The organism is Trichocoleus sp. FACHB-40, assembly GCF_014695915.1.
Taxonomy (GTDB): Bacteria; Cyanobacteriota; Cyanobacteriia; order Cyanobacteriales; family FACHB-T130; genus Funiculus; species Funiculus sociatus.
In genome coordinates this window covers 124,177-139,317 of the sequence record NZ_JACJPF010000035.1, presented here as the reverse complement: position 1 = coordinate 139,317, position 15,141 = coordinate 124,177, and the positions used below count along the sequence as shown (strand labels likewise).

Genomic DNA, 15,141 nt, shown 5'->3' with positions numbered 1-15,141 from the left:
TAGGTATGAATACTATAACCTCAGAGCCTTTACTTCTTATCATTATTCTAAGCATGGTGGTTATTTATATTTTATTATTATTTAGCAATGCTAGTAATAATAAAACTTTTTCTGCCACTTTAGAAAAAGTTTTTATTATGCTGATGATATTTGCGATCGCTGGGGTAACGCTAAGTGGTTTTGATAAAATACACCCTAGAGCTTTGTATCTCGAAGGCAAAAAGCTTTTTTCTCTTCTTTTACAAATAGGAATCTATGTTGTCGGCTTGTTTATTATATTTTCCCGGATAAGACACACCCTTAAAGATATTATCTTTGTATATTCAAGAATTATATTGAAAAATCCCTATTTCTGTCTTTTAATGTTACTTATATGCCTGTCTGCTGCTTGGTCAGGAACCCCAGTATATACATTAAAAGCTAGTATGGTTTTTTTAGGAACTACTGTTTTTTGTATTTATGTTGGAAAACAGTATAAGTGGAAAGAACTGTTTGAATTATTACTATTTACCAACCAAATTATACTTGTAGTGAGTGTATTTTACGCTTTATTCAGACCGTCAATCGGAGTAACTTCTAAAGGCTGGCAGGGAATTTTGCCCCACGGCAACGCTTTTGGCTTCTTGATGGCTCTGACTGCGATCATGTTTTATTTGCAGTCAGTCCGCAAACCCAAGACTAAGGTGCAATCTTTGGGATTTGCTGCTTTAGCTCTTTATTCTCTCCAACGTTCAAACAGTGGGATGGGTAAAGTTTTAATGGTTTTATTGGTAGGTGTATTAGTAATTGTCCGGTTTATAAAAAAATTGCCACCTAGATTGGCTTTCGCTTGCATTATCTTTTTCATGGCTCTGGGAATTTGTCTGACTATTTTGGTAACGCAAAATGCAAAATTTATTATTGTAGATACTCTGGGGAAAGATTTGTCATTAACCGGACGTATGGACTTCTGGCCCCTGGTAATCGAGCATATCAAAGAAAATCCAATACTGGGTTATGGATACTTAGGATTTTGGCAATCTTGGCGAGGAGAAGCCGATCCTGCTGCTGACATCCTAGTAGTGAAAACCCAATTTAAGCCTGAGCATTCTCACAATGGATTTTTAGACCTTACCGTAGATTTAGGTTTGGTAGGATTAGGTCTATTTTTACTTTCTTTTCTCACTAATATTGCGTTATCAGTAAAGTACATGAAACGCAGTACAGACGTTGAATTAGTCATGCCCCTTCTACTTACTACGTGGGCAGTGATGACAAACATAACAGAAACGGGCTTGATGTCAATTACCTATGCGTGGATGTTTTATGTTTTAGCGACAGTTCGATTGTGCCTGGACTCTACAACGGAAAGTTGTAATGAACATCCCAGACTGCAAGAACCGCTTCGTTAGTGCGCCTCCCCCTCTTGAAGAAAGCCACGCAGGAGCATGAGCCTCATAACAGGCATTCCCAGTCGGAGGCTGAGAACGAGAAAGGGTAAAAAATATTTTTTCAGCATAATTACGTAGGACATTTGTCTAATAATTTAATTTCAGCGTAATTACGTAAGACATTTGCCTAATAATTTAATAACATACGATTAAATTAATAGGAAAATAGCAGCTTTTAGAGGATTTATTTATGGATAGGCCAAGAGACTATTATCAAGCTAACGGATACTATATTTTTAGAAATCTCATTCCTCAAAACATAATTGATAACCTCTTAAACGAATATGCGTCCAAGGTTATTACATCAAATTTTCCTTTTTTTAGGCAGTCAAGTAACCGCTGGCAACCTAATAAAATTAATGATTATGGATATTCCGAAGAATCTTTTCGCGATGTTCACGATTACCCAAAACATTCAACATTTACTGAATCAGCTAGAAAAATTTTTTGTTTGCAGCAAGTTAGGGAAGCATTAACTGAACTAACAGGTATTGAGGAACATAATTTAATGCAAACTATGTTGTTCGATATGAACACTGCTACCCCAGCCCATCAGGATTGGTACTACTTAGACTCTATGCCAAATGGTCATTTACTGGCTGGTTGGTTTGCCTTGGAAGATATTCACGAAGAAGCTGGTAGATTCTATGTTTTGCCAAAATCTCATCTAGTAGATTTTGAATTAACAGAAGATGAGAAGCTTTCTAATCGTTTTTATTTAGAAAAATTGAAGGGTTATATCAATTCTCATAAAGATGAGATTAATGCACCAGCCTTGAATAAAGGAGATGTACTTTTCTGGAACTCCAGAACCATTCACGGTTCTTTGGAAACAATTAATCCTAAGTATTCTAGAAAGTCTCTCACGGCACATTATCTGCCAGCGGTGTATGAATTTGGCAGCCGCAATGCCTCTTCTCCTACTGCTGTAGAATATGCTGCATACAACGGGATGAAATATCGCTTGATTCCTTCAATGTACAAAGAATATTCTCCGGCGGCCAAACTAAAGACGGATTTATTGCAGTATTTATGGGAGCAACCGAAATTGATGCAAACCGCTCAATTTGTGAGAAAAGCTTTGCAAGCTGCTAAAGCTAAATAACTGGATTTTTATAGAATTTGCTACATGAACTATGTAGCGCGACTTTTTATTCCCTAGAATATTGCAAAATTGTGATGTTAGACAAGCTGACTTTGGTAAGTCAAAAGTTTAGTCCTGGTTTAAAGAAGGTTGTCAGCAACATAGGTTGGCTGTTTGCTGACAAAATCCTCCAGATGGGCTTGAGCTTAATAGTAGGAATTTGGGTTGCTCGCTACCTTGGCCCTGAGCAATTTGGGTTATTTAACTATGCGATCGCATTCGTCGCACTCTTGGGGCCAATTGCCAATCTGGGCTTAGATACCATTGTGGTGCGCGACATTGTGCGTCACCCAGATAGTAAAAATGAGACGCTTGGTACTTCCTTCGCACTAAAGCTCTTCGGCGGTGCTGTAACAACTTTGTTGGCTTTTGGCGCAATTTCTTTGCTACAGCCCCAAGATAATTTAACTCATTGGCTCGTAGGAATTATCGCCGCTGGAACGATTTTTCAAGCTTTCGAGACTATCGACCTCTGGTTTCGGTCGCAAGTTCAATCTAAATATACAGTTGTTGTTAAAAATAGCGCTTATATACTTATTTGCGCTCTCAGAATTGTCTTAATTCAAATGCAGGCACCCCTAATTGCATTTGCCTGGGCAAGGTTTGGAGAACTTGCCTTAGCTGCGGTGGGGTTGGTGATGGTTTATCAAGCAAGCGGACAGGACTTAAAAGCGTGGCGCAGCACCCTCCCTCGTGCTAAGAAATTGCTCACAGAAAGCTGGCCTTTGATTGTGTCGGGAATTGCAATTTATGTGTATTCCACAATCGATCAGGTCATGCTCGGTTCGTTTAACCAAACAGTGCAATTGGGCATTTACGCCGCCGCAGTTAAGATATCGCAGATATTTGATTTCATCCCATCTATCATGCAGATATCTTTTTTTCCCAAACTCACTGAAGCCAAGGCTCAAGGAGAGAGCGAATACATCAAAAAATTTCAGGCATACTTTGATTTAACTTTAATTTTATGGCTAGTGGTAGCAATTCCAGTTTCTCTACTTTCTAATTATGTTGTTCATTTTCTATACGGCGATAATTACGCTGCTTCAGCTACAGTATTATCAATTTATGTGTGGGCGCAGTTTGGTAGTGGTTTTGGAGTTGCCAGAAATGCTTTTATTATGATTGAAGGCAAAGCTCACAACGAATTATATTTAACTTTTACAGGTGCCTCATTAAATATAATTTTAAACTGGTATTTAATCCCTAAGTATGGTGCAATAGGCGCAACTGTAGCAACTTTAATAACTTATTTTATTGTCGCTGTATTGCTCAATTTCATAATTCCAGATTTAAAGCCAGTCGGTAAGTTTATTCTCCGCTCTTGCAACCTATATAAAGGTGTAAATAGAATTTTAGAGGTAGTGCGATGATTGAAATTAAACCGAACATTCAGCACCCATCTACCTGTCCCCATTGCGAAGCACCGCTTAAACCTAAAACTATTCTGTGGCAAGGGATGCACGTCTGCGTCGAATCTAAGTGTGTTAGTTGCCATACAAAAATTATTGAGGACTTAGAAGTTGGTCACGCTGTTAATTTTCCATACCAAGTTGATTTAGCAAAACACGAAGTTTATGGTCATGAGTTTTGTAAATATTGGTTAGGAGAAAAGCTGCTTGTATCTCTGCAAAATCCTCAAGAAGAGAAACTAGGAATATCTAAAGAAGTTTTTAAATGCCATCAGCGCGTCCTAATTTTAAACTGTATTGATTATCTTTATGGACATAGTTTGTTAAAACTATTAAATGCTCAAAGACATTTAGACAATTATCCTGATTATGGCTTAATTGTTATTGTACCGAAGTTTCTTAGATGGATGGTTCCGGAGGGAGTTGCAGAAATATGGACGGTGAATATACCTTTAAAGCGGGGGCAATGCTACTATCCAAATTTTGACCGATTTGTATCTGAAGAATGCCAACGTTTTGATGATATTTACGTCAGCAAGGCACATTCTCATCCGAGTCATTTTGACATTAGCAAATTTACCAGAATTCCCCAGTATAACTTTGATAAATATCCGCCTAGAATAACGTTTATCTGGCGTGACGATCGGATATGGTGCAATGCGCTGCTATCAACAAGTCTGAGAAAGCTGAAAATGCTTGATATTGCTCTCAAGCTTCAAAATGCGCGGGTGCAGAAACTATTTTCAAAGATACGCGATCGCGTTCCGGAGGCAAAGTTTGCGATCGCGGGATTGGGTAGAAAAACTCAATTTCCCGACTGGATCGAAGATTTGCGGGTAGACAAGTTTAATGCAGAAACAGAAAGGGAAATATGCCAAATTTATGCCGAAAGCCGTTTGGTAATTGGCGTACATGGCTCGAATATGCTGCTACCTTCTGGCCATGCTGGCATGACGCTTGACTTGATGCCAGAGGATCGGTGGGGAAATTTGGCGCAAGATATTCTCTACCAGGAGGCAGATGCAAGACTAGCTGCTTTTAGATATCGCTACGTTTCGCTTCAGACTCCTTTAGCTGAAATAGCAGCGATCGCTTCTAGCATGATGCTACATTACACCGAATTTAAGCAGAATATGACTGCTGACAAATATTTATGAAAACTCCAGTTGCTTTGTTAATCTTTAAGCGTCCTGAAACTACTGAAAAAGTATTTGAAGCGATTCGTCAGGCAAAACCACCTAAACTTTTAGTAGTTGCTGATGGCCCTCGTGCCGATAAGCCGGGTGAAGCCGAACAGTGCGCTGCGGCTCGTGCAATTATTGACAGAGTAGATTGGGATTGTGAGGTTTTAAAGAATTATTCGGATGTAAACTTAGGCTGTGGGTTACGTCCAGCTACAGGCATCACTTGGGTTTTTGAACAAGTCGAAGAAGCCATAATTTTTGAGGATGATTGTTTACCCCACCCGACCTTTTTCCAGTTCTGCGAAGAGTTGCTCTCAAAGTACCGGGATGACGAAAGGGTGATGGCGATCGCTGGTACAAGTCTTTTAGGAGAATGGCGATCGCCTCTGCAAAGTTATTATTTTTCCCAGTTTGGCGGTAACTGGGGCTGGGCATCGTGGCGGAGAGCCTGGAAATTTTTTGATTACAATATTAACCTATTTCCGCAACTTTTAGAGGCTCAGTTCCTAGAAAATTATCTGCGAGAACCAAAGTATTATTTATATTGGAAAAAACTCTTTCAAGAAATATATGAATCTTCAGATAGATCCTGCTGGGATTATCAATGGTTGTTAGCTTGTTGGATGCAAAATGGGTTAAGGATTTGCCCTGAAGTTAACTTAATTACTAATATCGGGTTTGGAGCCAATGCTACTCACACTTTTAGCGATAATCCTTTAGCAAATGTGCAGACGCAAGAAATAAATCTACCCTTAAAACATCCTCAATTTATGATTCAGGATTTCCAAGCAGATCATCTTATTCAAGAAAAATTCTTTAATGTAGGCTTTATGTCTAAATTAAAGAGAAAAATAGCAGGCACAATCAAAATTAAGTAGTAAAACAAACCTTAAAATTTATGAAGAACATAAAAAGCTTCATAGTATCAAAACTCTCAGATTCCCAAATAGACAGACTCAAATGGTTGGGGGGTAACTTTAAAGCTTATTTCGCTAAAAGGCGGAATGTTGGCAAAAACACCTATATTGAACCATCTGTTCATGTACTAGGTTGGGGAAACGTAAAAATTGGTGAAAATTCTGTTATCGGACAGGATACAACAATTGTGATTAACAAACGGGAACCAGGAAAGGTTTCTGTCATCATAGGGGATAACTGTTTTATTGGACGGAGAAACTTTCTAACTGCGGGAGGTCTGATTAAAATTGGCGACTACGCCATGATTAGTAATGACTGTCGAATTTTGGGAAGCGGGCATCTTTTTGATACCCCTTTTATGCCTTATATCGCTACTGGAACTACCTGCGATGACGTAATAGAGTTAGGAGCAAATTGTTGGTTAGGAGCAAATACTACTCTCTTAAAAGGTGTAAAGGTGGGATATGGTTCAATTATTGGAGCTGGAAGTGTTGTAAACTGCGATATTCCTCCGTGCAGTGTAGTTGTGGGAAATCCTTCTAGGATCGTCAAAAGATTTGATATGCAGTCTCAAACTTGGGTAAAAGCTAAAGATTATCCCGAAGATAGCGATAAATATATTCCCAGTGAGGCGGAGTATTTAGAAATTCTCAAGAAGAAATGTCCCACTACAAGAATGCCAATAATTGCTGTTAGTAAAACTTTAGGCGATCTTGAGTAATATACTGCTTATGAAAACTGTTTTAATTACAGGTGTAACAGGATTTATCGGGCGATATGTTGCTCGTCAATTTGCCGAAACTGGTTGGAGCGTTGTCGGGATAGGAAACCGCCCTCCGGAGAATGCACCCAGGCAAGATTTGTTTCGCTATCAACAAATAAGTTTGCCTTCTGCTGATTTAGTAAACGTTATTCAAGAGTTCCAACCAGAAATTTGTATTCACTGTGCTGGACGAGCATCAGTGGAACTTTCAATTACAGATCCATCGGCAGATTTTAGTAACAGTGTTTCTGTTACTTTCAATCTACTTGATAGCTTGCGTCTTTACGCTCCAAAATGCCGTTTAATCTATCTTTCTAGTGCTGCTGTCTACGGAAATCCCGAAACATTACCAATTCAGGAAAACCAAAGCCTGAAGCCAATTTCACCTTATGGTTTTCATAAGATGATGTCCGAGCAGCTTTGTACAGAATTTTTCAAAGTTTATAACTTACCTACTGCCATAGTACGTATTTTTTCAGGCTATGGGCCGGGATTAAGGCGGCAAGTTCTTTGGGATATGTGTCAGAAAGCTTTGACACAATCTGCACTGAAGTTAAGGGGAACTGGAAACGAAAGCCGCGATTTTATTCATGGGAGAGATGTAGCAAGAGCAATTCACATTTTGGCTGAAAAGGCTGATTGTGAAGCTGAGGTTTATAACTTAGCGAATGGTGTCGAAACAACGATTAAGGAACTAGCCGAGTTAATGTTAGCGAAACTTGGGGAATATGTCCCAGTTGAATTTGATAATGTTACCCCGGTAGGAACGCCGATAAATTGGCAAGCAGATATGAGTAAGCTTACCAAACTTGGATTTACCCCTGAAGTAACTATAGAAAGGGGTGTAAATGTGTACGTTCAATGGTGTCGCGCTGAGATTTTAGGATGGTGAAAAATTTACATATTTGCCTCAACATGGTGGGTGGCTCTGGTTGGCTGGGGGGGGTGCTATATATTCAGAATTTAGCGCGTGCGATCGCAACTTTACCCCCTGAAGAAAAAGTTAATCTCAAACTAACCGTAGCCGTTCACGATAAAGACCTAAATTTGATAGAACCTGCACGCGGTTATGTTAACCATATTTATGCTACTTCTAAGTTGCAGCGTGCTTATCTCAAAGCTTGTAATGTTTTAGCTCAGAGGGTTTCTTTTATTCCTCTGAATCTGCTAAATCCTCAAAAAATTGACTTTCTCTACCCCGCCATAGCCGGAACCCGCACACCTTATCAATGGGGAAGTTGGATTCCTGACTTTCAACACTATCACTTACCCAACCTTTTCTCGCCAGAAGAAATCGAGCAACGCAACAAAGATCATCAACAAATTGCGAGTGCGGCTCCGGTTATTGTACTAAGTAGTCAGATGGCGCAGCAAGATTTTAAACATCTCTATCCTGATGCGGCTTCTCGAAGCGTTGTGATGAATTTTGTAAGTTGTCCCGAACCCGAATGGTTTGAGTTAGATCCCAAACTAACTCAAAAAAAATATCAACTTCCAGATAAGTTCTTCTTGGTGAGTAATCAGTTCTGGAAACATAAAGATCATGCTGTGGTAATTGAAGCTTTGGGTTTGTTGAAGAAACAAGGTATTACGCCTACAGTTGCCTGTACGGGAAGTGCTACCGATTACCGCAATCCTGATTATTACAACCAACTATTGGCGAGAATTAAAGATTTAGGGATAGGGGAGCAAGTGCGCCTTTTGGGATTAATTCCTCGCGTAGATCAAATTCAGCTAATGAGAAGATGTTTAGCGGTAATTCAACCTTCCTTATTTGAGGGGTGGAGTACGGTTGTAGAGGATGCACGTTCTCTTGGTAAACCTATATTACTCTCTAATTTTCCAGTTCACTTGGAGCAAAGCCCGCCAGATTCTTACTTTTTTGAGCGAAGTAATGCTGAACATTTGGCAACGCTCATAGATAAAGCTTTTTCTACTTTAACGCCAGGGCCAGATGTAGAGAAGGAAAGTTTAGCCAAACAAGATAATGTTGAGAGAATAAAAGGGTATGGTAGGCGGTTTTTAAAAATAGTGCGTGGAGTTATATAACAGGATTGCTTTGTTTAGTTTTTCACATTTAGCAGGAAAATGAACCACTCTAAGTACAGATTACGCAGAGAACAAGCTGGCTAAATTCTAATTTTTGTAATGTAATTAAATTATTAGGAGATTGAGAAGATGCTAAAACGATCAGAAAAATACATACATTATGTGTTATTTGATTCGCTGAAGGATAAAAGTATTATTCCTCCAGTGATTTTTTGGATAGCGGTAGTTACGCTATATGCAGTAGCGAATGCTCCGAGAAATAGGATACTTATAGCTGTTGAAGCTATTTTAAACCGTCTCCCTCAAGATTGGGTTTTTACAAATGTCCAAGCAATCTTAAGCCGTTTTACTCCTGGGGGAATTTCTCCAGAGATTCTAGCCAAAACTGCACCGCAGCAATTAGCAGAGATTACTACTACTTATGGCATTATCCCTATCAAAGGAATGCTCTTTTTTATAGCAACTTTAGTAGTTGCTATGCCAATTTTAATATCGGTTATCAAGTCGCGTTTTTTCCTGTTTAATGCTGGGTTTAAAAGGAGAGCGATCGCATCCTTAAGCATCTTCCTAATTTTATCCTTACTTATCCTTCCTTTCAGATATCCTTTAGGCACAGCAGTAATGGGTTTAGAGTATGCTATCAGGAGTTTGGAGCCTTTTAGTCAAAACGCAGACTGGTATTATAGACGGCTGCTCATGCTGGCGATCGCTAACTTTATTCACATGAGCGGCCCTTTGCTATATTATATTTTTTCGCTGCTTTGTACTTACGTTTTAATATTCTTATCATTAACATTTATAGAATCCAAAATATTAAACATAGACAATAAATATCCAAACTACCAAAGACAATTTTTATATTACGTATCGATAGCAACCAGCAGTTACGTGATGTTTAATTATCAATTTCCAGGTTATGTAGATCAGCTATTTTTTATCCTGATATTGCTTCCTGCTTGCATGCCAATGAGTCGTCAAGGAAGATTGGGAACACTTGCTCTTGCCTTAGCAACGCATGAAGCTAGTGCCTTTGTCTTTATCCCAATTGTTATCTTTTGTTTCCCCAAACGAGAAGTATTAACTGCTTTATCTTTAGTCCCAATTTACTGTTTTATTTGGTTTGCGGGTAGTGGATTTTCTCTGGATAGTCCAGTTAAGGCACACTTGATACTGGAGAATAAGACAGCTTTGCAGTATTTGGCGGAAAATCCACTGATGGGATTAGCCGGATTCTTCTTCTCCTATAAACTACTTTGGGTTATTACTTTATATATTCTCTGGATACTTTGGCGACAAGGCGAGACACTTTTGGTAGCTGCCATAGCAAGTATCATTGCATTTCCCATATCTACAATGTTTTTGATTGTAGATACCAGCAGAAACGTCGGTTATGGCTTCTTTGGAATGCTGATTGCATTTGCTATCCTGCTAGGAGAGGAAAAAAAGTTTCCGGGATTCAACATGTTGTTTTATATTGCTTTAGCTAATATTATTTTGCCGTCCTATTATGTAGGTTTAAATACAGGTTTTCAAAGTTATACAGGTCTTTATTATCTTATTCCTCTTTTTCCATCTACTTATGTTCTATAGCGCTAGAGACACGGCACCGCCGTGTCTCTACTGAATCTTTACTTAACACATTCCATAAACAAAGATTCTGGGCGTTCTTCTTTTTCAGCAATACCTGAAATTTTACTTTCTCGATACTCACGTCTAACAATGTCCCGAAAACCTGCTTCTTGGAGAATCTTCCGCAATGAATTTTCGTTATAGTGCCAGTGATGACGATTTTTCTCTAGTGTCTGTGTCGCCTCTAAAAACTCCGTTAAAAAGACTTCTGGACAGCTAGAATCGTAACTCTTAATTAATTGATCAAGGTCGGGAACTGCAATCCGAAATATTCCACCCGGCTTGAGAACGCGATAGACTTCCAAAATGCAATTTAGCGCTCCCTCAAGATACAAATGCTCAAGTACGTGTGAGGTATAGGCAGCGTCCACGCTGTTATCATCCCAAGGAAATTTTTTGGTTAAATCGAGATAAGTTAACTGTCGAAAAATGCCTTTTTTATGCTCGTCGTAACGCTCTTTATCTAGCTTTCTCAAGCTAAACATCACATCTGCTAAAAAAGGGACTTTTGTAACAAAGATGTGAGGCGTAATATCGGTATTGATCCAGCCTGGAAAGATTCGATCAAAAGAGCCTAGATTCAATTTCATTGTTGTACTCATGGTTTAATTCTGCCTAAGGGGTATATAGTAAGTTTAGTGTTTTTTAGATAGCTTAATGAAAAGCTTTATTAAAGATTTATAAAATATTTTTTTATATTGGAAGAAATTTCAAAGTATCAGTTTAGTTATAAAATAAATATAAGAAAAAAATATGCGATCGCTCTCTTACAGCGCTAGTATTAATTTCAACGAGATAAACGAGTAATGGGAACAAGCATAGCAATTCTGATAACTTGCTATAACCGCAAGCCTAAAACTTTGGCAAGTCTAGAGGCACTTTTTAACCAGGTATTGCCAGCTGACTTTGAGCTTTGCGTTTATTTGGTAGATGATGGCAGCACCGACGGTACGACGGAAGCGGTAAGCCAGACTTATCCTCAAGTAAAAATGATTCAGGGAGATGGCAATTTATTTTGGAACGGGGGAATGCGGATGGCATTTTCGGAAGCCATCAGGCACAACCATAATTATCATCTTTGGCTTAATGATGACACCCTGATTTATCCCGATGCTTTGAGTAAAATGCTGGCAACATCGCAGCGTTTAGCTGAGCAAGGTTATGCGCTAGTAATTGTCACAGGAGCGACTCGCGATCCAGAGACAAATACAGTTTCTTATGGAGGCGTAGAGCGCAATACATGGTGGCATCCCTTCAAGTTTCGCTGGTTAGAACCAGGCGAAGAACCTAGGCGCTGCGACACCATGCACGGCAATTGTGTCCTAATTCCTAGAGAAATTTATCAAACAATAGGAAACTTAGATCCTGACTTTAGACATTATGCCGGAGACTTTGATTATGGGTTAAGAGCAAAACAAAAAGGATATACAGTTTGGTTAGCTCCAGGCTACATTGGAACGTGTTCAGGAAACCCTTTGTATGCTAATTGGATGGACTCGAATTTGCCTATCCGCGAACGATGGCAGAAAGCAGAACAGCCGAAGAATTTTACCTTCAAAGAGCGGCAGTTATTTGCTCAGCGCCATGCCGGTATTTTATGGCCTATTTTTTGGTTGCTACCGTATAGAAAATTACTTTTCTCCAGCTTTGGAAAGCGGCGACAGGAAGGAACATGAAAGTAGCGGCACCCTCGAATGGTGTGGATATAAAGACCGTCTGCGCGGTCTTTATAGCCTGATAAGCTACGGCTTAGTTTATTTGCCGCTAACTGCATTTTCACAAAAATGAGACACAGTAATATAAAAGTTGAGGATAAGGAATTAAATATGGATAAACTCCGCATCGCAATAGTGGTTCCCTCAGTCGAATTTGGCTCTTATTGGCGGCCAGTTTTGTACGAACTTATGAAAATATGTAAAAATACAATTTTTTATACTGGTTGCCTTTGGCCTAAATTTGATCCGGCAGCTCCGGGAGCTTCCGCTGTTAAACTTATAGGAAAATTTAAGTTTGTAGAAGCAACTCAAGTATCAAGTGGCTATGGCCGCGGCTTCATGCTGGCTTCACCGAAGATTGTAAATGAGTTACTTAAATTTAAGCCTGATGTAGTTTTTGCCAGTGCTTTCTCTATTTGGACTGTATTGGCTCTACTTTTCAAACCTTGGGGAGGTTGGAAAGTTGTAATTATTTACGATGGCAGTTCACCCAATACTAACTTTCAAGATTCTAAATTTCGTTCCTTCGCTCGTCGGTTAATGGTTCGGTTTACAGATGCTTTTATTGCTAACAGCCATGACGGCAAAAAGTATCTTCAGGAAGCGATTGGAGCCGATGGAAATGGAATTTTTACTAAAACTTATTTGGTGCCAGATACGCAAGCTTTGTGGGAACGGCTTGAAGGTGCTAAACAAAGTGAGTTACAGTTAAACCGTCCGGTTTTTCTATTTGTCGGACAAGTAATTTCTAGGAAAGGGATAAAATCCCTGTTAGAGGCGTGTTCGCTTCTGCAAAGTCAGGGATACTCTAATTATTCGCTGCTGATTATTGGGGATGGAGCGCAACGAGAAGAACTGGAAGTTTTTGTTAAAAATAGGAGTTTGGCAGAGCGCGTAACCTGGACGGGATGGGTTGAATACGGACAGCTTGGAGCATACTTTCAGTATGCAGATGTTTTCGTATTTCCTACCTATGAAGATGTCTGGGGTATGGTGGTGCTTGAGGCAATGGTGTTTGGCAAACCTGTTTTGTGTTCTAAGGGTGCAGGCGCTTACGAAATGATTGTGGAAGGGGAAAATGGTTATCTATTCGATCCTCTGAAACCGGAAGAAATTACTGAAGGTATGCGCCGTTTTATAGATAATCCAGATTTAATTGCCTCAATGGGTAAAAAATCGCAGCAACTGATAGCACAATATTCTCCAGAAGCGGCAGCCAAAGAAATGGCAGAAGTGGCAATAAATGTAATAGAAAAAAAATGATTGGCTGGGGCCGCCATTGAATGAGGCGGAGCCTCTATAATTTCGTTCCCAGGCTCAGCATGGAAACGAAATTATAGGGGAAATGAGTATTATAGAAAAATAAATGGGAACTATATAAATAGAAAGTTGCTAATATCAAGAGATGAAAAACCTATGAAAATCCTTTTGTCCGCTTATGCTTGTGAGCCTGGTTGTGGCTCTGAAGAAGGAGTAGGTTGGAATACGGTGCGACACGTAGCAAATGATCACAAAGTTTGGGTGTTGACTCGTATTGGTTTTCGTCGAGCTATTGAGGCAGAATTAGAACGCAACCCGGTGCCAAATTTGCACTTTGTTTACTTCGATCCCTTCAACTGGACTGAGGATTGGCGAAATAAGCAAGGGTTGGTGCAACTTCACTACTACCTTTGGCAAATTCAAGCTTATTTTTTGGCAAGACGACTGCATCAAGAGATTTCCTTTGACATAGTGCGTCACGTTACTTATGTTAAGCACTGGTCGCCGAGTTTCTTAGCCTTGCTTCCAGTACCTTTTATTTGGGGGCCTGTGGGAGGCGCGGAAGCTGCACCAAAGGCTTTCTGGAAAGATTTTAGTCGGCGTGGCCAGGTTTATGAAGTGCTGCGAAATTTAGCTCAATCTGTGGGTGAGTGCGATCCGTTTGTGCGGCTGACGGCTCTTCGGAGTAGGGTGGGTTTAGCAACTACGCACGAGACGGCGGAACGGTTGCGATCGCTTGGGGTAAAAAATGTCCAAATCGCTTCCCAAGTGGGTTTGTCTAAAGAAGAAATTAACAGTTTGGCGCAATATGGCCTACCTGACGGTAGTCCAGTGCGCTTTATTAGTGTTGGTCGCCTGATACATTGGAAAGGCGTAGATTTGGGGATTCGCGCTTTTGCGATCGCTCTCAACCACATCCCCGAAGCCGAATACTGGATAGTCGGAGATGGAGGGGAACGGCAACGATTAGAAGCATTAGCGCACTCGCTGGGAATTGGGGATAAAATCCGCTTCTGGGGAGCTTTGCCGCGCCAAGAAACACTGTCTAAAATTGGACAGAGTCACGTCCTCGTTCACTCCAGCTTACACGAATCTGGCGGTTTTGTATGTGCGGAAATGATGGCGGCGGGTCGTCCAGTAATTTGCTTAAATTTGGGAGGGCCCGCGGTACAAGTGACTGAAGAAACTGGGATTAAAGTTGCTGCTGAAAATCCCGAACAGACAGTACACGATTTAGCTAAGGCGATGATTCGTTTAGCTGAACCACAAGTTAGAATTCGCATGGGACAAGCGGGACGAAAGCGAGTGCAGGAAGTATTTGATTGGGAACTCAAGGAAACACTTTTACTTGATTTTTATGAAAAATTTCTGCCTCAGTCAGCTGTTGTAAATTCTGTCCAAAATGACCGAAAATAATGGGATGCAAGCCCTGTCCTTCTAGGACAGCTTTTTATTGTCTTGTTCTTGGAGTAGAGCATCAATGAAGTCCGTGAGCTGACGGGCTGTCACCCCGTCAGCTGAGAATGGGTTATGGGAAGTTCCGCTTCACATAAGGCATTGACGTTATTAGCCTGTGACTATAACGAGGATAAAGTCAGTCTTTTTCTTCGCCCCCTCCTCGTTGACCATCTGCGGGT

The 15,141-nt window shown here is 40.1% G+C and carries 13 protein-coding genes; 12 read left to right on the top strand and 1 reads right to left on the bottom strand.

Annotated features, from left to right (window positions below; all coding sequences use genetic code 11):
* Positions 1–5: 5 nt before the first annotated feature.
* The 9 genes from H6F63_RS04465 (at position 6) to H6F63_RS04425 (ending at position 10,490) form a co-directional block, all read left to right on the top strand.
* Positions 6–1,391 carry an O-antigen ligase family protein gene (locus H6F63_RS04465; protein ID WP_190635233.1) on the top strand — a complete coding sequence of 462 codons (1,386 nt, stop codon included), beginning with the start codon at positions 6–8 and terminating at the stop codon, positions 1,389–1,391.
* Between the two features lie 229 nt (positions 1,392–1,620).
* The gene (locus tag H6F63_RS04460) at positions 1,621–2,535 is read left to right on the top strand and encodes a phytanoyl-CoA dioxygenase family protein (protein ID WP_190635232.1); all 915 of its coding nucleotides are present in this window, start codon (positions 1,621–1,623) and stop codon (positions 2,533–2,535) included.
* A 74-nt stretch (positions 2,536–2,609) separates the two neighbouring features.
* On the top strand, positions 2,610–3,947 hold the full coding sequence (locus tag H6F63_RS04455; protein WP_190635230.1) for a flippase: 1,338 nt from the start codon (positions 2,610–2,612) through the stop codon (positions 3,945–3,947).
* Positions 3,944–5,143, top strand: coding sequence for a hypothetical protein (locus H6F63_RS04450; RefSeq protein WP_190635228.1), 1,200 nt, complete (start codon positions 3,944–3,946; stop codon positions 5,141–5,143). Before H6F63_RS04455 ends, H6F63_RS04450 begins: the two co-directional genes overlap by 4 nt.
* Positions 5,140–6,048: a glycosyltransferase family 2 protein gene (locus tag H6F63_RS04445; RefSeq protein WP_190635227.1), complete on the top strand. Its 909-nt coding sequence runs from the start codon at positions 5,140–5,142 to the stop codon at positions 6,046–6,048. Before H6F63_RS04450 ends, H6F63_RS04445 begins: the two co-directional genes overlap by 4 nt.
* A gap of 20 nt (positions 6,049–6,068) precedes the next feature.
* Entirely contained in the window at positions 6,069–6,809 is a 741-nt protein-coding gene (locus H6F63_RS04440; protein ID WP_190424613.1) for an acyltransferase, read from the top strand.
* A 10-nt stretch (positions 6,810–6,819) separates the two neighbouring features.
* Complete coding sequence (locus H6F63_RS04435) at positions 6,820–7,743, top strand: NAD-dependent epimerase/dehydratase family protein (protein WP_190635225.1); 924 nt, start codon at positions 6,820–6,822, stop codon at positions 7,741–7,743.
* A complete protein-coding gene (locus H6F63_RS04430; protein ID WP_190635224.1) occupies positions 7,737–8,900 on the top strand; it encodes a glycosyltransferase family 1 protein in 1,164 nt (387 codons plus the stop codon). The genes H6F63_RS04435 and H6F63_RS04430 overlap by 7 nt, the downstream gene beginning before the upstream one ends.
* 129 nt (positions 8,901–9,029) lie before the next feature.
* Positions 9,030–10,490, top strand: a complete 1,461-nt coding sequence (locus tag H6F63_RS04425; RefSeq protein WP_190635222.1) for a hypothetical protein — start codon at positions 9,030–9,032, stop codon at positions 10,488–10,490.
* 38 nt (positions 10,491–10,528) lie between these two features.
* On the opposite strand, the gene H6F63_RS04420 is transcribed toward H6F63_RS04425, so the two are convergent.
* Entirely contained in the window at positions 10,529–11,119 is a 591-nt protein-coding gene (locus tag H6F63_RS04420) for a methyltransferase domain-containing protein (RefSeq protein WP_190635220.1), read from the bottom strand.
* A gap of 216 nt (positions 11,120–11,335) precedes the next feature.
* On the opposite strand from H6F63_RS04420, the gene H6F63_RS04415 reads away from it, so the two are divergent.
* The 3 genes from H6F63_RS04415 to H6F63_RS04405 all read left to right on the top strand — a co-directional run bounded on the left by H6F63_RS04415 (position 11,336) and on the right by H6F63_RS04405 (position 14,920).
* A complete protein-coding gene (locus tag H6F63_RS04415; protein WP_190635219.1) occupies positions 11,336–12,205 on the top strand; it encodes a glycosyltransferase family 2 protein in 870 nt (289 codons plus the stop codon).
* Positions 12,206–12,355: 150 nt separating this feature from the next.
* On the top strand, positions 12,356–13,507 hold the full coding sequence (locus H6F63_RS04410; protein ID WP_190635217.1) for a glycosyltransferase family 4 protein: 1,152 nt from the start codon (positions 12,356–12,358) through the stop codon (positions 13,505–13,507).
* A gap of 153 nt (positions 13,508–13,660) precedes the next feature.
* Positions 13,661–14,920, top strand: a complete 1,260-nt coding sequence (locus H6F63_RS04405) for a glycosyltransferase family 4 protein (RefSeq protein WP_190635215.1) — start codon at positions 13,661–13,663, stop codon at positions 14,918–14,920.
* The last annotated feature ends 221 nt before the right edge of the window (positions 14,921–15,141 follow it).

Bases quoted from the DNA above. Each gene is read 5' to 3' on its own strand.
- H6F63_RS04465 (WP_190635233.1), top strand. From the start codon at position 6: ATGAATACTATAACCTCAGAGCCTTTACTTCTTATCATTATTCTAAGC.
- H6F63_RS04460 (WP_190635232.1), top strand. From the start codon at position 1,621: ATGGATAGGCCAAGAGACTATTATCAAGCTAACGGATACTATATTTTT.
- H6F63_RS04455 (WP_190635230.1), top strand. From the start codon at position 2,610: ATGTTAGACAAGCTGACTTTGGTAAGTCAAAAGTTTAGTCCTGGTTTA.
- H6F63_RS04450 (WP_190635228.1), top strand. From the start codon at position 3,944: ATGATTGAAATTAAACCGAACATTCAGCACCCATCTACCTGTCCCCAT.
- H6F63_RS04445 (WP_190635227.1), top strand. From the start codon at position 5,140: ATGAAAACTCCAGTTGCTTTGTTAATCTTTAAGCGTCCTGAAACTACT.
- H6F63_RS04440 (WP_190424613.1), top strand. From the start codon at position 6,069: ATGAAGAACATAAAAAGCTTCATAGTATCAAAACTCTCAGATTCCCAA.
- H6F63_RS04435 (WP_190635225.1), top strand. From the start codon at position 6,820: ATGAAAACTGTTTTAATTACAGGTGTAACAGGATTTATCGGGCGATAT.
- H6F63_RS04430 (WP_190635224.1), top strand. From the start codon at position 7,737: ATGGTGAAAAATTTACATATTTGCCTCAACATGGTGGGTGGCTCTGGT.
- H6F63_RS04425 (WP_190635222.1), top strand. From the start codon at position 9,030: ATGCTAAAACGATCAGAAAAATACATACATTATGTGTTATTTGATTCG.
- H6F63_RS04420 (WP_190635220.1), bottom strand. From the start codon at position 11,119: ATGAAATTGAATCTAGGCTCTTTTGATCGAATCTTTCCAGGCTGGATC.
- H6F63_RS04415 (WP_190635219.1), top strand. From the start codon at position 11,336: ATGGGAACAAGCATAGCAATTCTGATAACTTGCTATAACCGCAAGCCT.
- H6F63_RS04410 (WP_190635217.1), top strand. From the start codon at position 12,356: ATGGATAAACTCCGCATCGCAATAGTGGTTCCCTCAGTCGAATTTGGC.
- H6F63_RS04405 (WP_190635215.1), top strand. From the start codon at position 13,661: ATGAAAATCCTTTTGTCCGCTTATGCTTGTGAGCCTGGTTGTGGCTCT.